Origin of the sequence: uncultured Methylobacterium sp., from assembly GCF_964251405.1 — a bacterium.
Classification (GTDB): domain Bacteria; phylum Pseudomonadota; class Alphaproteobacteria; order Rhizobiales; family Beijerinckiaceae; genus Methylobacterium.
In genome coordinates, this window is sequence record NZ_CAXUJR010000006.1 from 26962 (window position 1) to 51306 (window position 24345).

The 24345-nt window shown below is 68.2% G+C and carries 23 protein-coding genes and 1 tRNA gene; 11 read left to right on the forward strand and 13 right to left on the reverse strand.

What is annotated here, in order from left to right; all coding sequences use genetic code 11:
- Positions 1-4: 4 nt before the first annotated feature.
- Together ACFE7U_RS02295 and rsmI are read right to left on the reverse strand one after the other, a co-directional pair.
- On the reverse strand, positions 5-397 hold the full coding sequence (locus ACFE7U_RS02295; protein ID WP_375408109.1) for a YraN family protein: 393 nt from the start codon (positions 395-397) through the stop codon (positions 5-7).
- The gene (gene rsmI / locus ACFE7U_RS02300) at positions 384-1358 is read right to left on the reverse strand and encodes a 16S rRNA (cytidine(1402)-2'-O)-methyltransferase (protein ID WP_375408136.1); all 975 of its coding nucleotides are present in this window, start codon (positions 1356-1358) and stop codon (positions 384-386) included. The genes ACFE7U_RS02295 and rsmI overlap by 14 nt, the downstream gene beginning before the upstream one ends.
- 156 nt (positions 1359-1514) lie before the next feature.
- Between rsmI and ACFE7U_RS02305 the strand changes: the two genes are divergently transcribed.
- Positions 1515-2741 (forward strand): penicillin-binding protein activator, encoded by a 1227-nt coding sequence (locus tag ACFE7U_RS02305; RefSeq protein ID WP_375408110.1) that lies wholly within the window; start codon positions 1515-1517, stop codon positions 2739-2741.
- Positions 2742-2849: 108 nt separating this feature from the next.
- Here the strand turns inward: ACFE7U_RS02305 and ACFE7U_RS02310 are convergent, their stop codons facing one another.
- The 5 genes from ACFE7U_RS02310 to ACFE7U_RS02330 all read right to left on the reverse strand — a co-directional run bounded on the left by ACFE7U_RS02310 (position 2850) and on the right by ACFE7U_RS02330 (position 7342).
- Positions 2850-4361, reverse strand: coding sequence for a hypothetical protein (locus ACFE7U_RS02310; protein ID WP_375408111.1), 1512 nt, complete (start codon positions 4359-4361; stop codon positions 2850-2852).
- Positions 4362-5534, reverse strand: coding sequence for a radical SAM family heme chaperone HemW (gene hemW / locus ACFE7U_RS02315; protein ID WP_375408112.1), 1173 nt, complete (start codon positions 5532-5534; stop codon positions 4362-4364).
- A 71-nt stretch (positions 5535-5605) separates the two neighbouring features.
- Positions 5606-6238 (reverse strand): RdgB/HAM1 family non-canonical purine NTP pyrophosphatase, encoded by a 633-nt coding sequence (rdgB, locus tag ACFE7U_RS02320; RefSeq protein WP_375408113.1) that lies wholly within the window; start codon positions 6236-6238, stop codon positions 5606-5608.
- Positions 6235-6948 carry a ribonuclease PH gene (gene rph / locus ACFE7U_RS02325; RefSeq protein WP_375408114.1) on the reverse strand — a complete coding sequence of 238 codons (714 nt, stop codon included), beginning with the start codon at positions 6946-6948 and terminating at the stop codon, positions 6235-6237. The genes rdgB and rph overlap by 4 nt, the downstream gene beginning before the upstream one ends.
- Before the next feature lie 109 nt (positions 6949-7057).
- On the reverse strand, positions 7058-7342 hold the full coding sequence (locus ACFE7U_RS02330; RefSeq protein WP_375408115.1) for a hypothetical protein: 285 nt from the start codon (positions 7340-7342) through the stop codon (positions 7058-7060).
- 215 nt (positions 7343-7557) lie between these two features.
- On the opposite strand from ACFE7U_RS02330, the gene hrcA reads away from it, so the two are divergent.
- Entirely contained in the window at positions 7558-8646 is a 1089-nt protein-coding gene (gene hrcA / locus ACFE7U_RS02335; RefSeq protein ID WP_375408116.1) for a heat-inducible transcriptional repressor HrcA, read from the forward strand.
- 36 nt (positions 8647-8682) lie between these two features.
- On the opposite strand, the gene ACFE7U_RS02340 is transcribed toward hrcA, so the two are convergent.
- The 4 genes from ACFE7U_RS02340 to ACFE7U_RS02355 all read right to left on the reverse strand — a co-directional run bounded on the left by ACFE7U_RS02340 (position 8683) and on the right by ACFE7U_RS02355 (position 12938).
- Positions 8683-8880, reverse strand: a complete 198-nt coding sequence (locus ACFE7U_RS02340) for a DUF1236 domain-containing protein (protein ID WP_375408117.1) — start codon at positions 8878-8880, stop codon at positions 8683-8685.
- Positions 8847-9476: a hypothetical protein gene (locus tag ACFE7U_RS02345; RefSeq protein WP_375408118.1), complete on the reverse strand. Its 630-nt coding sequence runs from the start codon at positions 9474-9476 to the stop codon at positions 8847-8849. The genes ACFE7U_RS02340 and ACFE7U_RS02345 overlap by 34 nt, the downstream gene beginning before the upstream one ends.
- 461 nt (positions 9477-9937) lie before the next feature.
- A complete protein-coding gene (locus tag ACFE7U_RS02350) occupies positions 9938-11017 on the reverse strand; it encodes a tartrate dehydrogenase (RefSeq protein ID WP_375408119.1) in 1080 nt (359 codons plus the stop codon).
- A 94-nt stretch (positions 11018-11111) separates the two neighbouring features.
- Positions 11112-12938, reverse strand: coding sequence for a chloride channel protein (locus ACFE7U_RS02355; protein WP_375408137.1), 1827 nt, complete (start codon positions 12936-12938; stop codon positions 11112-11114).
- A gap of 194 nt (positions 12939-13132) precedes the next feature.
- Here ACFE7U_RS02355 and ACFE7U_RS02360 point away from each other — a divergent pair.
- The 8 genes from ACFE7U_RS02360 (at position 13133) to ACFE7U_RS02395 (ending at position 20292) form a co-directional block, all read left to right on the forward strand.
- Positions 13133-13209: transfer RNA gene (locus tag ACFE7U_RS02360), tRNA-His, on the forward strand.
- Between the two features lie 393 nt (positions 13210-13602).
- On the forward strand, positions 13603-14712 hold the full coding sequence (locus ACFE7U_RS02365) for a histidine kinase dimerization/phosphoacceptor domain -containing protein (RefSeq protein ID WP_375408120.1): 1110 nt from the start codon (positions 13603-13605) through the stop codon (positions 14710-14712).
- An 8-nt stretch (positions 14713-14720) separates the two neighbouring features.
- Positions 14721-15206, forward strand: a complete 486-nt coding sequence (locus ACFE7U_RS02370) for a response regulator (protein WP_375408121.1) — start codon at positions 14721-14723, stop codon at positions 15204-15206.
- Between the two features lie 297 nt (positions 15207-15503).
- Complete coding sequence (locus tag ACFE7U_RS02375) at positions 15504-16655, forward strand: transglycosylase SLT domain-containing protein (protein ID WP_375408138.1); 1152 nt, start codon at positions 15504-15506, stop codon at positions 16653-16655.
- 296 nt (positions 16656-16951) lie between these two features.
- A complete protein-coding gene (locus ACFE7U_RS02380) occupies positions 16952-17482 on the forward strand; it encodes a response regulator (RefSeq protein WP_375408139.1) in 531 nt (176 codons plus the stop codon).
- Between the two features lie 209 nt (positions 17483-17691).
- Positions 17692-18612 carry a transglutaminase domain-containing protein gene (locus tag ACFE7U_RS02385; RefSeq protein ID WP_375408122.1) on the forward strand — a complete coding sequence of 307 codons (921 nt, stop codon included), beginning with the start codon at positions 17692-17694 and terminating at the stop codon, positions 18610-18612.
- Between the two features lie 60 nt (positions 18613-18672).
- Positions 18673-19479 (forward strand): transglutaminase family protein, encoded by an 807-nt coding sequence (locus ACFE7U_RS02390; protein ID WP_375408123.1) that lies wholly within the window; start codon positions 18673-18675, stop codon positions 19477-19479.
- 147 nt (positions 19480-19626) lie between these two features.
- A complete protein-coding gene (locus ACFE7U_RS02395) occupies positions 19627-20292 on the forward strand; it encodes a L,D-transpeptidase (protein ID WP_375408124.1) in 666 nt (221 codons plus the stop codon).
- 163 nt (positions 20293-20455) lie between these two features.
- On the opposite strand, the gene ACFE7U_RS02400 is transcribed toward ACFE7U_RS02395, so the two are convergent.
- Positions 20456-20818, reverse strand: a complete 363-nt coding sequence (locus ACFE7U_RS02400; protein WP_375408125.1) for a hypothetical protein — start codon at positions 20816-20818, stop codon at positions 20456-20458.
- Positions 20819-21013: 195 nt separating this feature from the next.
- Entirely contained in the window at positions 21014-21502 is a 489-nt protein-coding gene (locus ACFE7U_RS02405) for a phasin (RefSeq protein WP_375408140.1), read from the reverse strand.
- Positions 21503-21703: 201 nt separating this feature from the next.
- Here ACFE7U_RS02405 and ACFE7U_RS02410 point away from each other — a divergent pair, with 201 nt between their 5' ends.
- The gene (locus ACFE7U_RS02410; protein ID WP_375408126.1) at positions 21704-24343 is read left to right on the forward strand and encodes an ATP-binding protein; all 2640 of its coding nucleotides are present in this window, start codon (positions 21704-21706) and stop codon (positions 24341-24343) included.
- The last annotated feature ends 2 nt before the right edge of the window (positions 24344-24345 follow it).

The following is a 24345-nucleotide window of genomic DNA, read 5'->3' on the forward strand; positions in this document are numbered from 1 at the left end:
CGCATCACAGACCTTCGATCGTGAAGGCGTCGGGTACGTGGACCGGCCAGGTCGCAGGCGCCAGGAACACGGCATCCGCCCGTAAGGTGAGCCCGCCGTAGCGGGGATGGCGGCCGAGCCAAGCCCGCACGGCCCGCGAGAACCTCGCGCGCTTCCTCGCATCGATCGCCTCGCGGGCATCGTCGAGTCTGGCCCGCGCCTTCACCTCGACGAAGGCGATGGTGTCGCCGCGACGCAGGACGAGATCGATCTCGCCGCCCGCCGCGCTGAAGCGACGGGAGAGCGGCCGATAGCCCTTCAGCATCAGCGCGACAAGTGCCAGCGTCTCTCCGGAACGCCCGCGTTCGTGCGTGGCGCGTCGACGGCCCTGCGGATCACCGAGGTCAGGCCTCGTCATCGGTCTCGCTTTCCGGGCCGCGCCTGGCGAGGGCGAGTGCGCGGGCATACACGGCCCGCCGCGGCTGTCCGGTCTCATCGGCGACGAGGGCCGCCGCGTCCTTGATCGAGTGCCGCTCGAGCGCCACCAGGATGGCGGCATCCATCCCGGCCTCGACGGCCTCGGGCTCCGGCTCCTCCGGGCTGGTGCCGATCACCACGACGACCTCCCCCTTGGGCGCCCCCTCCTCCGCGAAGGTTTCGGCGAGCTCGCCGAGGGTGCCGCGCCGGATCGTCTCGTAGAGCTTGGTCAATTCGCGAGCCACCGCGGCGGGCCGGGCGGCGCCGAGAACGGCAGCGGCGTCGGCCAGCATCTCGGGCAGGCGATGCGGGGATTCGAACAGCACAAGAGTGCCGGGCACCTGGGCCAGGGCGCCGAGGCGGTTGCGGCGCGCCCCCGATTTATGAGGCAGGAAGCCCTCGAAGAAGAAACGGTCCGTCGGCAAGCCGGCGGCGACGATGGCGGTCATCACCGCCGACGGCCCCGGGATCGGCGTGATCGCGATGCCGGCCGCGATCGCCGCCTGGACGAGCTTGAAGCCGGGGTCGGAGACCAGCGGCGTGCCGGCATCCGAGACCAGCGCCAGCGCCTCGCCCGCGAGCATCCGGGCGATCATCCGCTCGCGGACGGCCTCGTTGGAATGCTCGTGATAGGCGACCAGCGGCGTCGTGATGCCGTAATGCATCAGCAGCGTGCGGGTGACGCGGGTGTCCTCGGCCAGCACCGTGTCGGCCGCCGCCAGGGTCGCGAGCGCGCGGAAGGACACGTCCTTGAGGTTGCCGATCGGAGTCGCGACCACGTGCAGGCCGGGCTCCAGCGGCTCGGCCTCCGCGGCGAGGCCGAAGGCCGTGAAGGTGGCCGGCGCCTTGCCCTCCGCCAGGGCCGGGCGGCGCCGGCTGCGATTGTCGATACGGGGCGTCATGGTCGGGACCTTCGTCATGACTCCACCTTGCCATGCCATCGCGGTGCCTTGGAGTGCCGGCGGGGTTGAGCCGTGCATTTACTTTTCCGGTCCAGACTTTATCCCCGATCGAAGGATCGGGGACGACCGGCCTCGTCCAGGCCTTGAGGGGGTGACATGCGCGTTCGAGACCGTTTCGGCCGGTTGCGCAGCCTCGTCGTCCTCGGTGCGCTGGCCGGGTTCCTCTCGGCCTGTATGGGCGGTCCCGATGGCGGACCGCGGGTCGGGTCGCGCAATGCTCCTCCGGTCGAGCCCGAGATTGCGGCCGCGCCCGCGCCGGGTGCTTCGACGGCGACGCGGATCGGCACCGGAACGGTGAAGCTTGCGCTGATCGTGCCGCTGACCGGCCAGGGCGCTGCCATCGGCACCGCCCTGCGCAACGCGGCCGAGCTCGCCGTGGAGGACTTCCAGAAGCCGGACCTCCAGATCCTGGTCAAGGACGATCGCGGCAGCCCCGACGGCGCACGCGAGGCCGCCCAAGCGGCACTCGCGGATGGCGCGGACCTGGTGCTCGGTCCGCTCTTCGCCGCCAACGTCCAGGCTGTGGCCGGCGTCGTGCGGCCGGCGGGGAAGCCGGTGATCGCCTTCTCCACCGACGCGGCGGTGGCGGCGCGCGGCGTCTACCTCATGAGTTTCCTGCCGCAGACCGAGGTCGACCGCATCGTCGACGCGGCGGTCTCAGGCGGGCGCAGCTCGTTCGCTGCACTCATCCCCGAATCGAGCTACGGTAACGCCGTCGAGGCGCAGTTCCGCGAGGCGGTGGCCCGCAAAGGCGCGCGCCTGGTGGGAATCGAGCGCTATCCCCCAGGGAACCCGGCTGCCGCGATCGGCCGCGTCGCCGGCCTGATCGCCGGGCCGGGCGCGGGGGCCGACGCCCTGTTCCTGCCCGACACGCCGGAGGGCCTCACCACCCTCGCCCCGGCCTTGACCCGGGCGGGGTTCTCGCCGGCGCGGGTCAAGCCGCTCGGCACCGCCGTCTGGAACGATCCGCGCGTCTTCGCCCTGCCGGCCCTCCAGGGCGGCTGGTTCGCGGCGGCCGATCCGGCCGGATTCGCCACCTTCTCGCAGCGCTACCAGGCGCGGTTCGGTGCCGCGCCGCCACGCGTCGCGACCCTGGCCTACGACGCCGTCTCGCTGAGCGCGGCGCTGACCCGCCAGTACGGCTCGCAGCGCTTCGCGGATGCCACGCTCACCAATCCGGCGGGCTTCGCCGGCACCGACGGCACCTTCCGGTTCCGGCCCGACGGCCCGAGCGAGCGGGCGCTCGCGGTCAACGAGATCCGCAACGGCGCCGCCACCATCGTCGCGCCGGCCCCGCGGGCCCTGGGACCTTCGGGGACGTGACGATCGCTTGCTCGCGACGAGGGTTTCGGCTGTCGCTGATCACGCGTTGCGGACCGCGCATCCTTCGGGGGCGGTTCGAGGTCGGCTGCGAGATTCTTCAGCGGTCTTTCAGTAGGAACCGTAGGAGATGAAGCGGCCTCCGGTCCCAATCCACCCGTCTCCGCTCGTGGCACCATTCTCGTCTATACCGACGAAGACTTCCGGGTTGAAATTCCAATTCTCGACCCAGTAATCGGCCGGATCGTTCGAGAGCGGCGAGTCCGTTCCCGTCCGCTTCTTGTACTCTGCCTTGATCGTCGCGATCACATTCTGAAGCTGAGCGGCGTTCACCGTGTACTCGTAGGGCGCCGTATCGGCGAACGTCGTGTAGCGAGTCTCGCCGGATGCCGGCGACAGGGACATGAACGGGTTGGAAACCCCTTTGGTCAGGCGGCGCATGGGGATGTTCAGGATGTCGTGGCCGGAGCAGCCGGCCCCGCAAGCGTCACGGGTATAGGCGTACTGGGCGTCCAATGTGCCCCGACGGGTCTCGAAAATAGCAGCGCCCATGTAGAAGCCACGCCGTTCGCCGCCCGAGGTCCGGTCGATCAGGTGATAATAGGTGTTGACCTGGGATCCCCCATAGGACCCCGCCTGAGCCGAACCGCCGGCGAAGGGGATGCGCAGCTCGAGGGCGGTGCGGACACCCTGTCCGGTCGCCCAGGGGCGAAGGGCGTCGGGCTCATACCGGCTTGCGGCGACGACCGGGATGAGGGCGCCGGTCTGCTCCGGGTGAGCCGCCTTGTTCTCACGGTGGAATGCGTCGAGGGAGGCCTTCACGGTCCGGCTGTCGATTCCGATGCCGAACTGACCGGCATATCGCTGAACCCCCGTGAAACCCCACTCGCTATCGATCAGGTTCTGCGGCAGGCCGATGATGTTGCCGCCGTTCACCGCCCAGGTGTTCGGGATGCCCGTGATGTTCGACGTGTCCAGGCGGGTTTCGAGCTTCCGGTTCATGGGTCCGACGCCGTGTCGGGTGACGATGTATGTCAGTGAACCGTCGCGTGGCGAGGGCGGGTCGAAGGGTGGGTTGTAGAGGTAGACGTTCGCACCCGTATCGGCGGCCGGCGGCAGCCGCGTCGCGCGACCCTCGTAGATGCCGTTCGTGGCGTAATGCCTGATCGCGGCCGACCAATCCGTCCCGAACGCCGCCGCGAGATCGGCGTTCGTCGGAGCACCCAGATATTCGCGCACATTGAAGCCGAAGCTCGTCGCACGGCCCTCGACCTTCCCTCTCGTCTTCCAGTGGGTCAGGCGGTCGATGCCGGCCGTCGCGACATCGCTGTTCAGGACGCCATATTGGGTGGCATCGAAGACCGGGCTCTTGTCGGAGAAGGCTGCACACGAGCCTTTCACCGTGCGGGCAAAGCAGCCGTTTGCCTGTTTCACCCACGATCCATCGAGACCGGTGCCTGGGCTGCAGACATAGCTGACGACCTGCTGGGAGCCCGCATCGCAATAGATGCCGGTCGATGCCTCGGCGAGGGCCGCGAGCGGTGTCAGCACACAGGCACTGACGAGAATGAGCCTCTTCACGGCGTGATCAGCCTCCATCAGCGCCCCGTTGAAATCCGTCACTCAGCCGGCCAGTTCCCGCACCACGGCGTTCAACACCGGCGCCCCCCGCGCCGTGGTGGCGATCCGCCCGCTCCCCAGGCGCGCCACCAGCCCGTCGCCCACGAGGGCGTCGAGGCGGGCGGCGTCGAGGGGCCGTCCTTTGAGGGCCGCGTAGCGGGCCGGGTCGATGCCTTCCGTCAGGCGCAGGCCCATCATCAGGAATTCGTCGCCCTGGTCGGCGGCGCTAAGCACCTCGGTGGCGGTAAGGCCGTGACCGTCGCGCTCGACGCGGGCGAGCCAAGCCTCCGGGGCGCGCTCCGTCACCGTGCCGATCCGGCCGTCAGGCGTCACGAGGCGGCCATGGGCGCCCGGTCCGATGCCGGCATACTCGCCGTAGCGCCAATAGAGCAGGTTGTGCCGCGATTGGGCGCCGGGCCGGGCGTGGTTCGAGATCTCGTAGGACGACAGGCCGGCGCGGTCGCAGACCTCCTGGGTCACGTCGTAGAGGATGCGGGCGGCCTCGTCGTCCGGCGGCACGAGCTTGCCGGCAGCGGCCAGGCCGAAGAACGGCGTGCCCGGCTCGATCGTCAGCTGGTAGAGCGAGAGGTGTTCGGCCGAGCGCGCGATGGCGCCTTCCAATTCGGCGCGCCAATCGGCGGGGGTCTGGTCGGGCCGCGCGTAGATGAGGTCGAAGGAATAGCGCTCGAAATGGCTCGCCGCCACGGCCACGGCGGCCAGCGCCTCCTCGGCGCTGTGGAGCCGGCCGAGGCGCTTGAGCGACGCATCGTCCAGCGCCTGGACCCCGAGCGAGACCCGGTTCACGCCGGCCGCACGGTAGCCGCGGAAGCGTGCGGCCTCGACGCTGGTGGGGTTGGCTTCCAGCGTGACCTCGACGTCGCGCGTGGTGCCCCAGGCCACCGCGACCGCGTCGAGAAGGCCCGCCACCGTGGCGGGCTGCATCAGCGAGGGGGTTCCGCCGCCGAGGAAGATGCTGGAGACGATGCGTCCGGGCGTGCGCGCGGCCACATGGGCGATCTCGGCCTGGAACGCCCGGAGAAAACGGGCCTCATCCACCGGCGCCAGCCGGACGTGGCTGTTGAAGTCGCAATAGGGGCATTTGGCGGCGCAGAACGGCCAGTGGAGATAAACGCCGAAGCCCGCGTCGCGGGTGGGGTGGTCGGGAGCTTGGATCATCAATGATGCCGCATGGAGAGCTTTGTTCGCGACGCTCTCCCCTCACCACAAGGGGGAGGAGAGGGCTTCGATCACGCCCGTCGTAGGCACGCCTCCGCCAGCAGCACGAAGGCGCGCGCCCGGTGGGAGAGCGCCGCCCCTGTCAGCCAATCGACGCCGTGCTTCTCGTGCGACGACATCTCGCCGAAGGTCCGCGCATGCCCGTCGGGCAGGAAGAGCGGGTCGTAGCCGAAGCCCAGAGTCCCGCGGGGCGGCACGACCTCGCCGAAGACACGGCCCTCGAAGGTCTCGGCATGGCCGTCCGGCCAGGCGATGACGAGGGCCGAGACGAAATGCGCCCGGCGCTCGATGACGCCGCGGCGGTCGAGTTCGTGCGCGATCCGGGCCATCGCCGCCGAGAAGTCTTTCGACGGTCCGGCCCAGCGGGCTGAGAACAGGCCCGGCGCACCGTCGAGCGCATTGACGCAGAGCCCGGAATCGTCGGCGAAGGCCGGCAGGCCCGAGGCTCTTGCAGCAGCCTCGGCCTTGATCGCCGCGTTCTCCGAGAACATCGTGCCGGTCTCGTCGGGCTCCGGGAGACCGAGTTCACCGGCCGAGACAGCTTCGACCCCGAACGGTGCCAGCAGCTCGCGCATCTCCACGAGCTTGCCGGGATTATGGGTCGCGATGACGACCTTGCCGGTGAGGAGACGGTGCGCGCTCACGCGATCGCCTGCTTCTGAAGGGCAACGAGTTCGGCGATTCCGCCCTTGGCGAGGCGCAGCAATTCGAGGAGCTCGTCCTCCGAGAAGGGCTTGCCCTCGGCGGTACCCTGTACCTCCACGAGCCCGCCGGTACCCGTCATGACGAAGTTGGCATCAGTCTCGGCCGCCGAATCCTCGGCGTAGTCGAGATCGAGCACGGCAGCGCCCTTATAGATCCCGCAGGAGATCGCGGCGACGTGCTCGCGCAGGGGGTCGACCGAGATGATCGAGCGACCGCGCATCCAGGCGAAGCAGTCGTGCAGGGCCACCCAGGCGCCGGTGATCGCGGCGGTGCGGGTGCCGCCATCGGCCTGGAGCACGTCGCAATCGACCGTGATCTGCCGCTCGCCGATGGCCGGCAGGTTGGTGACGGCACGCAGGGAGCGGCCGATCAGGCGCTGAATCTCCTGGGTGCGGCCCGAGGGCTTCCCCGAGGTGACCTCGCGACGGTTGCGCTCGTGGGTGGCGCGCGGAAGCATCGCGTATTCGGCGGTGACCCAACCCTTGCCCGAACCGCGCAGCCAGGGCGGGCCGCGCTCCTCGAGGGAGGCTGTGCACAGCACCTTGGTGTCGCCGAAGGTGACGAGGCAGGAACCCTCGGCATAGCGGGCGACCGCGCGTTCGAGGGTGACGTTGCGCAGGGCGTCGTTGGCGCGCTTCGAAGGCCGCATCGGCGCTCTCCCTCACGGTTTTCGGTTTTGTGAGATCGCGCTCTTAGGCGTCAGAATCGTCGGCAGCAAGCGGGGCGCCCGGTGGAGGGCGCCCCGCAGTCTCGCCCGATCAGTAGCGGTAGCGGCGGCCGTGGAAGTGGCGGCGGCCATGATGGTGGCCGAAGTGACGGCCGCGGTGATGGCCGAAATGACGGCGGTGGTGACGGCCATGGTGGCGCCAATGGCCGCCGCCATAGCGCACCTCGGCAAGATCGGAGGCCGGCGCGACGACATCGATGGGGGCCATGGCAGGCGCGGCTTCGGCGGATGAGGGGGCGCCAAGCATCATGCCGCCGACGATCGCGACGACGAGGGCGGACGACTTGACCAGTGCGGACGGGGACGGAAACTTCATCAGCGGGACTCCTTGAGGAACCATGCATTCGACCGAGCCAGCCCTATTCCGGCTCGCTCGATCAGCGCTGTCAAACGCGCGACGCCGCCAAATCGCCCCCGTCTGCACGACGATTTTTTCGTGTCCTGTTCAGATCCGTCGGCATGACCACGCGACGCCGTCGCGGCTTGTGCCGCGCGTTCAACGCGGACACAGTGAGGGACTGGACAGGACCCGTGACAGAGCACCCCCGACCCTTCTCGCCAAACCCAGCGCTCGCCGGCCTCGATGCGCGGGCACGGGAGATCTTCAGGCAGATCGTCGAGAGCTACCTCTCCACCGGCGAGCCCGTGGGTTCCCGCAACCTCGCGCGCATCCTGCCGATGCCGCTTTCGCCCGCCTCGATCCGCAACGTGATGGCGGACCTCGAACATTCCGGTCTGATCTTCGCACCCCACACCTCGGCCGGGCGCCTCCCCACCGAACAGGGTCTGCGCTTCTTCGTCGATGCCATGCTGGAGCTCGGCGATGTCGGACGCGAGGAGCAGGAGCGTATCGAGGCGCAGATGCGCGCGGCCGCTTCCGGCCACACCTTCGAGAGCGCCCTCGCCGAAGCCTCGACACTGCTCTCCGGGATCTCGCGCGGCGCAGGCGTCGTCGTCACCACCAAGACCAACGTGCAGCTCAAACACATCGAGTTCGTGCGCCTCGATCCCCAGCGGGCCCTCGTCGTCCTCGTCTCGGACGACGGCTCGGTGGAGAACCGTCTCCTCGACCTGCCACCCGGCTTGCCCGCAGGTGCCCTACAGGAGGCCTCGAACTACCTGAACGCGCGCCTGCACGGCCGGACCCTCGGCGGCTTGCGTGCCGAGATCGAGGCCGGGCGCCAAGAGATGAAGCACGAACTCGACGCCATCACGGAGCGGCTGGTCGATGCCGGACTCGCCGTGAGCGTCGGACCTACGGATGCGCGACAGCTCATCGTGCGGGGCCAAGCCAACCTTCTCGACGATTTGCGCGCGGCGGAGGATCTCGAGCGCATCCGCCTCCTGTTCTCAGACCTTGAGACGCAGAAGGAGGTCATCGACCTCCTGTCGCGGGCCGAGGGCGGCGAGGGCGTGCGCATCTTCATCGGCTCGGAGAACAAGCTGTTCTCGCTCTCCGGCTCGTCGATGATCGCCGCACCCTTCCGGGACGGCGCACAGAAGATCGTCGGCGTAGTCGGCGTCATCGGCCCGACCCGGCTGAACTACGCGCGGATCGTCCCGATGGTCGATTACACGGCCCGGGTGGTCTCGCGGATGCTCGACCGCGGGCCGCGATAGCTGGCACAGCCGCAAGGCTGTGCCAGCGTTCTCTCGTCAGCCGCGGATGACGTCCACGATCTCGTAGGTGTCAGGATCGACGATGACGATGTCGTCGTCGACCAGCACGTAGCGGTAATCCTCGTATTCCGGCGCGATCCGGACGATGTCCGGCGGCAGGTCATACAAGGTGTAGCTGCGGGCGATCGAAGCGCCGACCGTCAGGGCGAAAGCGCCGGCGGCGAGCCGCGGCACGGAGCGGCGGAACAGGCTCTGTCGGAACTCGGTGCGCTGAGGAGCGCCGAGACGCCCGAAGGCGCCCCGTGCGGAACCACCGTCGCCGCGGGCTCCACGACCACCGCGGTCGCCCCGCTCTCCCCGGCCGTCGCGATCTGCCCGACCATCGCGATCGCCACGATCGCCGCGCTCGTTGCGCTCGCCACGCTCGCCGCGGCCATCCCGCTCCGTCCTGCCGTCGCGATCGCCGCCGCGCTGGCCCGCGCCACCACCTTCGTGGCCACCGCGGGCGCCATCCTCACCGCCCCGGCCGGGAGCACCGCGCTCGCCGGCGCCGCCGGCCCGACCGGGCGTGCCGGCCTCGCCCGCACCGCCTGCACCGCCGCGCATTCCGCCACCGGCCTCGCCGGCACCACCGCCGCGCATGCCGCCGGCTCCGCCCGCTTCACCGGCACCGCCGGCTCCACCGCCGCGCGGGCCAGCACCGCCACCTGCACCACCCCCTGCACCACCACCTGCGCCCATGCCGCCGCCGGCCCCACCGCCAGCGGCTCCACCAGCACCGCCGCCTGCCCCGCCGCCGGCTGCACCGCCGCCACCGCCGCCAGGGCCACCCTGGGCGACCGCCGTCGCCACGCCGGCGACCATGAGGGCCGCCGCCATCGTGCTTCGCAAGAGCTTGTTCATGAGGTCAAATCCGTTCGCAGTTGAGTGACGACGCCTCGCGACGTCGATGCGAACCCCAAACGACGGCGCCGACAAAAGCGTTCCGCCAACATCAGATCTGGTCTTGAAGAGCTGGGCGTTCCGATCGTACGTCTTCGTGGCCAAGCTTGTCGGACGTCACCTTCATGCAGTCCTTGCTGGCCCGACGACTTTGCCGGACCAAACGAATAGCCAAGCTTTCCTGGAATATCCGTGAGGGCGGCGGGAATTGAAACGGCCGCTCGGCCCTTGAGCCAGGATCCCTTGCCGTCGCTGACGAGGAACCCTGGCGCCTCGCCGCAATCGCGACGCGCGTCGCGTCAGCGTCATGGGAAGAACGACTCGCCTGCCCTGACGAGTCGATCGCCGCTCACCCCACGGCGTCGGCCACCGCCCGGCCGCAGGTGGCCGTGTCGGCGGTGCCTTTCAGGTCCCCGGTCCGTGTGGCCTCGTTCGACAGCACCCGCTCGATGGCCGAGACGATCCCGGCGGCCGCCTCCGCTTCGCCGAGATGCTCCAGCATCATCGCGCCGGACCAGATTTGGCCGATCGGGTTGGCGATGCCTTTCCCGGCGATGTCCGGCGCCGAGCCGTGGACGGGCTCGAACAGTGAAGGAAATGTCCGCTCCGGGTTGATGTTGCCCGAGGGCGCGATGCCGATCGTGCCGGTGCAGGCGGGTCCGAGGTCGGACAGGATGTCGCCGAAGAGATTCGAGGCTACCACCACGTCGAAGCGGTCCGGGTTTAGCACGAACTGCGCCGTCAGGATGTCGATGTGGTACTGATCCCATCGGATCCCGGGGTAGCCCTCCGCCACCGCCTTCACCCGCTCGTCCCAGTACGGCATGGTGATCGAGATGCCGTTGGATTTCGTCGCCGAGGTGAGGTGGCGCTTGGGTCGCGTCTTCGCGAGGTCGAAGGCGAAGCGCAGCACGCGGTCGGTGCCGAAGCGCGTGAAGATCGATTCCTGCATCGCGAATTCGCGGTCTGTGCCCGGGAACATGCGGCCGCCGGCATTGGAATACTCGCCCTCGGTGTTCTCGCGGACCACCCAGAAGTCGATGTCGCCGGGCTCGCGACCGACGAGCGGGCACGGCACCCCCGGCATCAGCCGCACCGGGCGCAGGTTGACGTACTGGTCGAACTCCCGCCTGAACAGGATCAGGGAGCCCCACAGGGAGATGTGGTCGGGGACCTGGTCGGGCATGCCGACGGCACCGAAATAGATCGCGTCGTGCGAGCCGATCTGCGCCTTCCAGTCCTCCGGCATCATCCGGCCATGGGCGGCGTAGTAGTCGCAGCTTGCGAAGTCGAACACGTCGAGATCGAGGGTGAAGCCGTAGCGTGAGGCGGCCCGTTCGAGGACGCGCACTCCCTCGGGCATCACCTCCTTGCCGATCCCGTCCCCGGCGATGACGGCGATGCGATGGTGGCGTCCGGCCTTCGTCATGGCTCTTTCTCCCGATTGAACTTTTCGCGCCGGGTCTGGATCGCGGGGCTGCCGTCGTCAATCGTCGGGTGGGTCCGAAGGGTCCTTGGACCCGCTACACCGCCTCGCCGACCATGGCCTGCCTCTGCCGGTCGAGCTCCTCGCTGTAGCGCTTGAGCGTATGGCTCTCGGTGAGGAGGCCGATGACCCGGCGGGTGTCGCGGGATTCCAGCACGGCCAGCGCCTCGCTCTCGCTGCGGTCGAAGGCGGCCGCCGCCGCCTTGGCGTTCATCTCAGGGAGGAGGAAGGCGTCGGGATAGCGCACGAGGTCGGTGAGGCGCGGAGGGTCGTCCGCTCGGGCTGCGGCCTGGCGGGCCGCCTCGTGAGCCTCGGGGACCAGCACGATCCCGGCATACCGGTCGGCGTCGTCGACCACGATGACCCGCGAGGACGAGCCGAGGGGATGCTCGGCGAGGAACGCCGGGAGTGACGTCGTCAGGTCCACCGTGGTGGCGTCCCGGCGCATCAGGGCGGCCACGGTGAGGCTGCGGATCCAGCCGACGTCGTGGGCGCTGCGGATGCTCTCGCCGCGCAGGTGAAAGCGCCAGGTCGCGAAGGAATACCCGAAGGTCTTTCTAACCGTGAGCGACGAGGCGATCACCGCAACCAGCACGAGCCCGGTGATCGGGAAGCTGCCGGTGAGCTCGAGTGCCAGGAACGTCATGGTGAGTGGGCCGCCGACGACCGCTACGGCGAGCGCGCTCATTCCGACCACGCCGTAGGCGAGCGGGGTAAGGCCGAAGGCGACGAGGCCCGGCAGCACCTCCGGCATCAGCGCGGCGAAGCATTTGCCCGCCAGCCCTCCGAGGAAGAGGGAGGCGAAGAACAGGCCCCCGCGAAATCCACAGCCGATCGAGATTGCCGAGGCGGCGGCCTTGGCCAGGAACAGGACGGCCAGTGCGAGGGCGCCGATGGCCGGTCCATCCGCCTCGAACTGCAAGTGCAGGGCGCCGTGCCCGCCTGAGAGGATCTGCGGCGAGACCGCCAGAGCGAGGCCTCCGACGCAGAAGCCCCCGAGCATCGGCGCTACGGCGGCCGGAACGCGGCTCGCCCGGATGCCCGACTCCACCAGGGTGACGGCGCGCATGATCCCGACCCCGAGAGCGGCGCAGATCAAACCCAGCATCAGGCTCGGCAGCGTATCGATGGCCGTGATGGCGCCGGTCACGAAGCTCCCCGGCTGGACCCCGGCCACCAGTGCGGGCTGCGCAACCAGTGCCTTGGCGACGAGGCTGCCGCACAGGGCGGACACCACCACCGGGGTCAGGATCGCGATGGAGTAGGTGCCGATGATCAACTCGAAGGCGTAGAACGCCCCCGTCAGCGGCGCCTCGAAGGCCGCCGCGATGGCGGCGGCAGAACCGCAGCCCACCAGGGTGCGCAGGTCCGAGCGGCGGAGCTCGAAGGCGATGCCGAGCCGCGACGCGAAGCCCGCGCAGAGCTGCGTGTACCCCGCCTCCAGCCCCACCGAGGCGCCGCTCCCGTTCGAGACGACGTTCTGGACCGCGACGAGACCGGAATCGCGTACCGACATCCGCCCGCCATGGAGGGCATTGGCCTCGATCGGGTCGATCATCGCCCGCCGCGGCCGTTCCGGTCGCGACAGGACGAACAGCAGGAGGCCCAGGAGCGCCCCGCCGATCGCCGGCCCGATCACGACGAGAACCGGTTCGAGATCGGTGGCCGCACTGAGGCGCGTGCCCGGCGCGATCTGGTAGAGGAGTTCGCGAAGGCCCTGCGCGGCGACGCCCATCGCCGCCACGGCGACACCGGCGCCGCAGCCGACAAGGCCGGCAAGCCCCACGAGCCCGATCTCCCCGCCGCGGACCAGCGCCCGAAGCCGCGCCGGGACCGTGATGAAACGGACGAGCCCGGGCCGCATGGGCGGGGTATGGATCGTCACCGTGGAACCGGACCTGCCGCGCCAAGCCCGCGGCCGCCCATCTCGCACTGTCTTCCGACCATCGCCATCCGGCCATGGAGGCGCCGAGGCCGATCCTCGTCAAGGCGAATTCGGCCTAGGATGCTTCGCCCGCTTGAAAAGGCGGCAAGGCCAGGATACATCGCCCGCTCAGTGCCGCCGTAGCTCAGTTGGTTAGAGCACCAGATTGTGGATCTGGGGGTCCCCCGTTCGAGCCGGGGCGGTGGTACCAAAGTTCGAATCCGCGATCGGGCGTCGGCTTTCCCCTCTCCGCTTTTAGCGCGATCCTCCTACGTTCGCCCGGCAAGACGTATGCGCCGGCAAGTTGCGCACGGCGTCTACCGGCAACCGGACGCGAGAGAGCCGGCGCGACCGTCGCCTCCCCGTCTTCGGCTTAGGCGGCGGGTTAGGAGGAAACTGCCCCGGTTCGCCAGGGCCGCCCGCTGCCCGCTGCCATCCTCGTCTTCAAGCCTGGAAAACTGCGATATCGCGGCGCGGCCTGCAACCTATGGCCAAGCCTGCCGTTATCGCGCCACATTCGTTCATGCGCGCAGTGGCGCAGTCACCCCGCCGCAACCAGAGCGAGCGCCGAAGGTGATCGAGACCATGCGGAGAGACAGGCACGATGGAACCGGCTGAAGCATGGCGCCTCACCGACAGGCTCATCAACGAACACGGCAAGGGCGACCCTTTTGCCGCCGCGGTGCGCGCGACCCGCATGGCGATGATCATCACCGACCCGCGTCAGGACGACAACCCGATCGCGTTCGTTAACGACGCGTTCTGCAGCCTGACGGGATACGACCGTGACGAGATCATGGGGCGCAACTGCCGTTTTCTTCAGGGGGCCGAGACCGACCGGGGCGCAGTGAAACTCCTGAGCGAGGCGATTCAGGCGCGCCGCGATATCGGCATCGACCTCTTGAACTATCGTAAGGACGGCACGGCCTTCTGGAACGCCCTCTATGTCAGCCCGGTCACCAACGAAGCGGGCGAGCTGCTGTATTTCTTCGCCTCGCAGCTCGACATCACTGACCGGGTCGACGCGCTGCAGCGGACGCAGAGCGAGAAGGACCGCTTCGAACGTGAAGTTGCGGCGCGAACCCGCGATCTTACCGACGCGCTGGCCGCCAAGACGATGCTGGTCCACGAGGTCGATCACAGGGTCAAGAACAACCTGCAGATGATCTCCTCGCTGCTGACGATGCAGACCCGCAACATCACCGATCCGGATGCCAAGGCGTCGATGGAGCAGATGCTTCTCCGCGTCGAAGCCCTGGGGACGGTCCACCGGCGCCTCTACCAGTCGAACAACGTCGAGCGGTTCGACGTGGCCGAGTTCGCCCGTGACCTCGCCACCGACCTCATCCGCGGCTCCGGCCGGTCCGACATCCACCTGCATCTCGATCTGGAGGCGGTCGAGATCCCGGTGGAGAAGGCGCCGCCCGTCGCGCTGATGATGAACGAGCTGCTGACCAACGCGCTCAAGCACGCCTTCGCCGACGAGCGGCCGGGCAGGCTCTCCGTTACGGTCCGCCCGGATGCGACCCATTTCGGGATCAAGATCGTGGACGACGGTGTCGGGATGCCGGGCCAGCCGCTCGGTAAGAATTCCTTCGGCAAGCGCCTCATCGAAACGCTGGCCCGCCAGCTCAACGCCAGTATCGGCTGGCAGCCCGCCGATCCCGGAACCCGGATCGACATCCGTCTGCCGCGCGAGTTGGCCGACACCTAGGAGCAACCGTGAATGACGAGCCACTCAGAGTCCTGATCGTCGAAGACGAAGCCGTGCTCGTCATGCAGCTCGAAATGCTGGTGGAAGACAGGGGGCACGTCGTCGTCGGTACGGCCTATTCGGCATCCGAAGCGATCGCCCTGGCGCGCGCGACGCGGCCCGACCTCGCCTTCGTGGACCTGCAGCTCCAGGGCCGTTCCTCCGGGATCGATGTCGCCCGCGCCATCCGCGACATGGAGGGTGTCACGATCGTGTTCGTGACCGCCAATGCCGCGGCGCTCGCGGATGACTTCGAGGGCGGCGCAGCCGTGATCGCCAAGCCGTTTTCCGTAGCGCTCATGAGGAACAGCCTGCCGTATATCGAACAATGCGTTCGGCAGCCGCCACCGAAGTTGGATCTGCCGCTCGGGATGCGTCTGGCTCCGGCCTACCTCGCGCACTTGGAGAGCCTACGGGCCGGAACCACCATCAGCGCCGTGACGAAGGCCCTTTGAGGTCCATCGCCGAGGTATTCTGCTATCTCCCAAATCCTCGCCGTGATGTCCGGGTCGAAACGGGCGTGCGAGGCTTCAAACCTCGTCCTGTCACGGCGTCTGCGGTCTGAAGGTGCCGGACGCGGCCAGCGGGCGATCCCCGGTCCAAGCCAAAAGGCGTCGCAGTTGCGCCTTCCACCCGCGTCCCATGGTGCCACGGCTTTGCCACAAGCGCAGCCGTGTTGTCGCCACAACTGTCAACGCATGTGTTGCCGAGGCAGCGCGGGTCGCGCGGAATCAGGGAGCGTCGTGTCGCAGATGCAAGGTCGCATGATTGGATCGTCGCGGACTCCTCTCGGCCCTCGTTACGTGGCTCCTCCGGGAGCTGCCGTTCCATCTCACGACGTCATCAGCTTCGGGACACGCGTCGGCCGTGACCACGGCAGCAGGCCCGCACTGGTCCGGTCGCTCGTCGCGATGTCGATCCTGGCCGCCGGCCTCGGCGCGCTGGTCGCCCGCGGTGGCGACCTGAGTGCCGTCGGTATCGGCGCGGCCGTGGCGTCCTCGTCGGCAGCGATGCCCCTGCCAATGCCCAAACCCCGCATCCAGCTCGTCGCTTCGGCGATCCTGCCCGCAGCGCCCACCGTCCTGACTTCGTCCTCGGCCTTCGCGCCGATCCACGATCTCGACACCGAGATCGGCTCGAACGCCGTCGATCGGGTCTCCTACGACTACCTGCTGACCGAGAGCGCGATCGGCGACCCCAACGACATCCTCGAGTTCGGGCCGATGAAGATCCGTCGCCACCTCGTGCAGAAGATCGTCCGCGCCGCGCAGGCCGTGCAGACCGATCCGGTGCTGCTAATGGCCGTGGCCGACAAGGAGTCGAGCTTCATCACCGAGGTTCAGGCCAAGACCTCCTCGGCCACCGGGCTCTACCAGTTCATCGAGCGGACCTGGCTCGGTGTGATTCGCGATTTCGGCCCAAAATACGGCCTGACCCAGGATGCTGCCCTCGTTGTGTCGGGCGAGAACGGCCGCCCGAACGTCGCCGACCCGGCCGAGCGCAGCCGTATCCTCGAGCTGCGCCGCGACCCCTACCTGTCGGCCTTGATGGCCGGCGAGATGCTCAAGCGGGACGCCTCGCGGATCGCCCTGAGGATCGGACGCGACCTCACCCTCGGCGAAGTCTACCTCGCGCACTTCCTCGGCGTCGACGACGCGGAGGATTTCCTGGCCAAGGTCGCCGACAAGCCCAAGGCCGCCGCGGCGCAGATGCTGCCCGGACCGGCGCGGGCCAACCGTTCGATCTTCTTCGCCGCCCAGCGGGGTCGCAAGAAGGCGGCGAGCCTCTCGGTGGCCGAGGTCCACGGGAAATTCGAGTCCATGATGAGCACCCGCGGCGCCCGCTACCGCGACGTCCGTTCCATGGCGGGCATCCTCGCCTACGCCGACGCCACCGTGGAGTGACTCCGAAAGCTCCCCGTTCGACCTCGCCCCGGACGGCCACCTTTGCAAATTTTCGCAACCGATGACCGGCTGCGGGCTTTAACATAGGTGTCGCCGCATCCGCGCGGATCGCGATACGGACAGCTTTGAGGAGATCCGACTTGGTCGATCCGAAAGACGAGTCGTCAGGTCCGACGTCGCGCGGGGCCAATCTTCTGTCATTTCCGCGGGCCAAGTCTTCCCACGACGCGTCCTCTGCGGCCCAGCCGGCCTGCGCAACGGACAATAGCCTCAACCCCGGTCTTTCGCTCGACAGGATCGGTCAGGCGCTGGCCGCCTTCTACGATGACCTGGTCGCCGAGGGCGTACCCGAGCATCTCGCCGGTTTGGTTCGCCAAGTGAAGCCGGCCGAGGTCGAGCCGGTCACTCAGCCAGATGAGGGCATCGTCGTAACCGCGCCCGGCAAGTCGGGCCGGCTCGCCATCATCGTCGAAGACGAAGCGGCGACGCGGACCCTGGCGGAATCGCTTTTCGAGGCCACCGAACTTGAGGCGATCGGCTGCGATAGCGCGGAGGGCGCCCTCGACATCCTGAGGGAACGGGGCACCGACGTTGCCCTCGTCTTCGCCGATATCCGCCTCGCCGGGGAGATGGACGGCCTGCAACTCGCCAACGCCGTGGCGACCCTGTGGCCGCGCACCCGGATGGTCGTCACCTCGGGCCAGTCGCCCGTCAAACCCTCGGACCTGCCCAATCAGGTCGTGTTCATTCCCAAGCCCTGGCGGCCGGCGGCGGTTCTTGTCGAAGCTGGTTTGGCGACAAGCGAAACGCCACCCATCGTTCCCTAGACCTTGAGTGGTGCCGCGACCACGGCCCGCCTTCGGCTCCCGGTGCACCTGCCGATTCAATCCTTGCGCGAATGCGCGGAACGGGGGAGCGACGAGCGTCGTTTGCAGCGCACGATCTCTGAGGGTTGGCCGATTCGCGGCCATCGTGGGCTCACCTTTTGCATCACCCCGACGAAGAGGCCGCGCATGGGCGCGGCGGAGCCGTTTCTGTGCCGATTCTGTCCGTCCGTCACGTCACCACCTACCGTTACCGGCAGCCCGTGGGATTCGGCGAGCACCGCATCATGTTCCGCCCGCGCGACAGCTACGACCAGCGCCTGATCGCCGCGACCCTGGCAATCACACCCGAGCCGCAGGGCCTGCGCTGGCTGCACGATGTCTTCGGAAATTGCGTCGCCGTGGCGAGCTTCACGGGTCGTGCCTCGGTCCTGCGCTTCGAATGCGCGATCACCCTCGACCACACCCCGGAATCCGTTCCCGACTTTGCCCTCGCCCCGAACGCCGCCTTCTATCCGTTCGGCTACGGCGTCGACGACATGCCCGACCTCGGCCGGTCGATCGAGCGCCAGCACCCCGATCCGCGCAACGAGGTCGATGCCTGGGCACGCAGTTTCGTGCCTCCGGAGGGGCGGATCGCGACGCAAGACCTGCTCGCCGACATGACCCGCAGCGTGCGCCGGAACTTCGCCTACCTCGCCCGGTCCGAGAAAGGCGTGCAGGACCCGGTGACGACTCTGAGATTGAAGCGTGGAAGCTGCCGCGACTTCGCCGTCCTGATGATCGAGGCGGTGAGGGCTCTGGGCATGGCCGCCCGTTTCGTGTCGGGCTACCTCTACAACCCGCGCGGCGACCGCGACCGCCATGTCGGAGGCGGCTCCACCCATGCCTGGGTCCAGGTCTATCTCCCCGGCGCCGGTTGGGTCGAATTCGATCCGACCAACGGCATCGTCGGCAACCGCGACCTGATCCGAGTGGCCGTGGCCCGCGATCCGCGCCAGGCGGTGCCGCTGCACGGCTCGTTCTTCGGTTTTCCCGCCGACGATCTCGGAATGACCGTGGAGGTCGACGTGGTCGAGGTCGAGGCGCCCGCGCAGGAGACGCGGGTGCCGGATCCGATGGTGTCGCGTTGACGGGGCGCTCCCGCCTTCGTCGTCGCGAATAGCTTTGTCTTTCAGCTACAGGTGAGCGCGATGAAGATCAGGACTGGGTTCGACATTGCCTTCGAATCGGTTCAGCCGACCCCGATGATCCTCGAGCTCAGCGTGCATCCCACGCGGATGCCCGATCTCCTCACCCCGCACGAGATCCGGTTCGATCCGCCGATCCCCTGGCAGGAATATCGCGACGTCTACGACAACGTCTGCACCCGCATCGTCACTCCGCCGGGCCTGCTCACGATGTCCGCCGACTTCACCATCCAGGATTCGGGGCTGCCCGATGTCTATGCTCCGAGCGCCCAGCAGATCGCCGTACAGGACCTGCCCCAGGACGTGCTCATCTACCTCCTCGGTAGCCGCTACTGCGATACCGACAAGCTTTCCGAGACCGCCTGGTCCCTGTTCGGCGGTACGCCGATGGGCTGGGCCAGGGTGCAGGCGATCGTCGATTACGTCCACGACCGCATCCGCTTCGACTACCTCTGCGCAGACGCGACCCGTACGGCCTGGGACGGTTTCATGCAGCGCCAGGGCGTCTGCCGCGACTTCGCCCATCTCGCGGTTGCCTTCTGCCGGTGCATGAACATTCCGGCGCGCTACTGCACAGGCTATCTCGGCGATATCGGCGTCCCGCGCGTCCCCGATCCCATGGATTTCTCGGCCTGGTTCGAGGTCTATCTCGATGGCGGCTGGTACACCTTCGACGCCCGTCACAACATGCCCAGGATCGGGCGCATCCTGATGGCCCGGGGACGCGATGCCACGGACGTCGCGATCACCACGAATTTCGGCTACGCCCACCTCGCGCGCTTCGAGGTCCATACCGACGAGGTGTTCTGAGGGTCGGAGCCGTGCTGCCAAGACGACGTGATCACCGTGGGGGATCAGCGTCTTGCGAGGTCAAGGGGAAAACACGATAGAGCATGGAACCGATGCGCAATGCCCACGCTTGTATGGCAAAGGTTATCGCACAGGTAGGGTTCCATCATGAAGACCTTAGCTACTGCCCTGGCGGGCGTTCTCGGTGTCTGTGTTCTTGCATGCGGTCCGGTCGCCGCCGCTCCCTACGATCCTTTCGAGGTCAATTCAGGTGAGGAGTATTACTCCGATCCGGCCTACGACCCCTACGGCTCCCCCCGTGGCGCCGATCTCGGATATCGGAACTACACGCAGGGAACTGGGCCTCAGGCGGCACCTCAGGCCCAGGTCGCACCGATCCCCCGCGAGATCGTTTCGTTTAACGCTGGCTACAAGCCCGGCACCATGGTTGTCTCCACGGCCGAACGGCGCCTCTACCTGGTGCTGCCGGGCGGTGAGGCGATCCGCTACGGTGTCGGCGTCGGCCGTCCCGGCTTTACCTGGTCCGGAACCAAGAGCGTGACCGCCAAGCGTGAATGGCCGTCATGGACTCCCCCGGCGGCGATGCTCGCCCGACGTCCCGATCTGCCGCGCTACATGGCCGGCGGTGTCGAGAATCCGCTCGGCGCCCGTGCCCTCTACATCGGCAATACCGAGTACCGCATCCACGGCTCGAACGAGCCGGACACGATCGGTCAGGCTGTGTCCTCAGGCTGCATCCGCATGACCAACGAGGACGTCACCGACCTCTATGATCGCGTCAAGGTCGGCGCCAAGGTCGTCGTCCTGAACTGAAGTCTGCACCGCCCTCATGGAAAGGCCGCGTCATCCTGGGATGGCGCGGCCTTTGTCGTGAGAGACTCACGATCCGCGAGCTAATCGATCCCGCGAACACCGTGCCGTCATCCTCCACCCGGCGAAGGACGGGATTGGCCCGCCCGGAACGGCGACCTAAGCCTTACCGGACGACCCGCCCGACCGCGGTCTGCGGGTTGCTGAACGCGGCAACCGGCATGTCGCAGAAGCAACGGGCACCGAGCGGCCGCGGGCCCGGCAGCGGGCAGGAGAATGGCTGGAATCCCGCGATCCCGGACTGGACGGCGTCGCAGTTAAGACCGATCTCGCGACCGGGCGGCGGACCACGTCGGCCCCGCTCGTCACCGTAAGGACCGCGACGGGGCGGCGGCTGGTCGTAGCCGTCATCCTCGTAACCCGGCGGTGGTCGGTCGTAGCCCCCACGATACTGTGCGCTGGCGCCATGCGCTCCGATCGCGCTGGCGAGGATGACGGCGCTGAGGCCAATTCGGTAGGCAAGGCGCATGGATCTGTCCGCCCTTGGCAAGTTCCGGTCGTCCGCACACCACGCGCGGCGCCGAAGGCAGGCGTTATGGTGCCGCCGTGCCGGAAACAAGGCGGGCGCGGAGGTGGGGAGCGGAGAGCGGCCAAAAACGAAAAGACCCACCCCGTAGCTTACGGGGCGGGTCGGCATCGACGTCAAAAGGCGACGTGAGGGGCTTCAGTTGCTGGCGTTGCGTGCGGCGTTCTGAGCATCCTCGCCGGCCTGACGGGCCGCCTCGGTACCCTTCTCCATCGCCTGGCGGGCCTGGTCGGCGCCCTGCTGCATGGCGGTTTTGGCCTTTTCGGCGCTTTGCTGCATCACCGACTGGGCAAGGCCACCGAACTCCTTGGCCTGGGCCTGAATCGCGGCGAACTGATTGCGCACGAACTCGGCCTGATGCTGCATCGCCTCCTGGACGTCGCGCGAACGCACGAGTTTCTGGGCTAGGTCGAATGCGGCGTTCACGTTCTGCTCGGCGAACTCGAAGCCGCGGGCCGACATGTCCTGAGCGCTGGTCCGGGCGGTCTCGGAAGAGCCGTGAACGGTCTCGGCGGTCTTGCGCGCGGCGCCGATGAACGAATCGAAGGCCTTACGAGCCTGATCGACGCTCTTCTCGGCGAAATCGCGCATCTCGGCGGGGACTTCATAGGATGGCATGTTGCTCATGATCGTCTCCTCAGACTTGCTTGTTGAAGGCTTGTTGTGCGCTGCACAATAACACACCTTTTCGCCTATGACAGCGGGGTGGCGCACATTAAGGTTGATATCGTGTCAACGCGTGTCGATGCCGTTTGGTGTCCACATCCCGCCGGGCGATGCCCTAGTAAAGACTGCAGACCGCTTTGGTGTGACGTGAAACAGGTTTGAATGTCCAATCCGGGGATCGATCAAGGGTCTGACGACCAGGCCGATGCACTCGCGGCGGTCACGACGCGGTGGAACGGCGACAGCCGGATCGGTCCTCTGCTGTCCACCGTCGATCGCGCATTCCTGATTTTCGATCCGTCCGCCGAGTTCGTCCTCCATGCCTCGCCGGCGGCGCTGCAACTCCGCGACGGCATCGCGGCGGCGGATGGGCGGCTCGATGCCGCTCTGGGGCTCAGCGCCCAGATCCACCGCGCCGGCCTCGACGTCGAGCGGCCCGTCCTCGCCCGTCTTCAGCTCGACCGCCGTCGGCTGAAGCCCCAGGTGACCTGCCTCGTCGTCCAAGCTCCCGGCCGGGCCGGCATGGTGATCGCCCTCTTCCCCGTCGGTCAGATCCCGCGCCTGCGTCCGTTCGCGGAAACGAAGCCAACTGCCCGGTCGGTCCTTCGGCTCCCTTCGCATGAGCCCCGGCGCATCGCCGAGCCGGAACCTTCAGTCGGGCCGGATATCGAGCTCGCACCCGGCTCCGGCAGCCCGCCGCGCTTCACTTGGCGCAGCGATGGCAACGGTTGCATCCGGGCCGTGTCGGGTCCGGCCGGTCCCGTCGTCCGCGCGGTGATGGCCGGCCGTTCCTGGCACGACCTCGCGCAATCGCGGGTCCTAGCGGATGCGGAAGGGCTGCTCGCGGCCCTTGCAGAGCGACGGACCTTCCGGGCGATTCCCCTTGTGCTGCGGCGCCCCGGGTCGTCTCAGCCCATGGAAGTCGAGGTCTCCGGGGCGCCCCTGGCGCGGGCCGACCAGCCTTTCGCCGGCTATGGCGGCTTCGGTCTCCTGCGGCCGCTGGCCGTGGAGGAGCTTCCGACCGAGGATCCATTGCCGGTGGAAGAGGGTTCAGACGTCCATCCGGAACCGGGGGCGGTCGTCCTGGTATCAGATGAGAACTCCGCTCCGCAGTTTGCTCGCGGCCACACCGACGACGAAGCTCCGGCCTTGGCGGATTCGCTTCTGTCGGGTGACGAGCACGACGCGTTCCGTGAGATCGCAAGGGCCCTGGGAGCCCGCTTCTCGGGAGACGCGCTGCCGGACGTGCACAGACCCGAGGGTCCGGGCGCCGCCGTGATGCCGTTTCCGCGATCCGCCATGCGGGCGGCCGAGGCGCCATCGAGGTCCGATGCGGCCGATGGCGGGACCGCGGCGATCCTCGACAGGCTGCCTGCTGCGGTCCTGATCTGCCGCGACGGAGTTCCGCTCTTCGCGAACCGCAGCCTCCTCGACCTGACCGGCTTCGAGTCCCTCGCGGAGATCGATGCGTCCGGCGGCCTCACGCGCCTGTTCCATGGACTCTCGCCCGAGGATTTGACCCGCTCCGACACGCCCGTTCCCCTCGCGAGGCGCGAGGGCGGCAGCATCGAGGTCTCCGTCAAGCGCTCGACGATCGTATGGGAGGAAGCGGCGGCGGAGTTGGTGATGATGCGCGAGGCCGGAGCGAGCGCGGGCGATCCCGCCACCGCAGCGCTTCAGGTCGCTCGGGCGATGGCCCAGGACATCGCCGTGCGCCGTTCGGGCGAGGCCTCAGCGGTACTCGACAGCCTCGAAGACGGCATCCTGGCCGTCGATCCGGGGGGACGCATCCTGAGCCTGAACCGTCGCGCGGCGGCCATGTTCGGCCTCGACCCACGCGAGGTCGTCGGCGGCGGAATCGCGAGCCTGTTCGCTCCCGAAAGCGCCGCCGAGATCCTGATGGCACTCCGGGAGCCCGACGCGGCGGAAGCGAAGCCGAGACGGGTCTTCGCCAAGGGCGGTGCCGGCCTTCTCCCCGTCAGCCTGCGGCTGCTCGCCCTGCGTCAGGGACCGGAGCGCAGAGTGGTCCTGGTTCTACGCGAGGCGCCGCGACCGGCCGAGGACCAGGCCGAAGCGGGACGCCGCGCCGCCGAAGCGACCAGCGCCTTGCGATCGGAGGTTCTGGCCAAGATCAGCCACGAGATCCGCACGCCGATGACCGGCATCCTCGGCTTCGCCGACGTGATGCTCGCGGAGCAGTTCGGGCCGTTCGAGAACGAGCGCTACCGCGAGTGTCTGCGCGACATCCGCGCCTCGGGCGAGCACGTCCTCAACGTCGTCACCGACCTCCTCGATCTGGCCAGCATAGAGGCCGGACGCCGGGATCTCGCCTTCACCGACGTGCCCCTGAACGAGATCGTATCCAACTGCGTCACCGAGATGCAGCCCCAGGCCGCCCGGGACCGGATCGTGATCCGCACCAGCTTTTCACAGAACCTGACGCGATTGGTCGCCGACGAGCGATCGGTGAGGCAGGCGGCGCTCTACGTGATCTCCAATGCCCTCCGCTTCACGGAAGCTGGCGGGCAGGTGATCGTCTCCACCACCATGGCCGATCGCGGCGAGATCGCCCTGCGTGTGCGCGATACCGGGATCGGCATGACCCCCGACGAGATCGCGGCAGCGCTCGAACCCTACCGGGATTCAGGGGCCACTTTCCCGAAATCCGGCACCGGTCTCGGCCTCACCATCACCAAGGCCCTCGTCGAGGCCAATCACGGCCGCTTCCGTATTACCAGCCGCAAGGACGAGGGCACCCTCGTTGAGATGCTGTTCCCGACCGAGCAGGCACTCAGCGCCTGAGT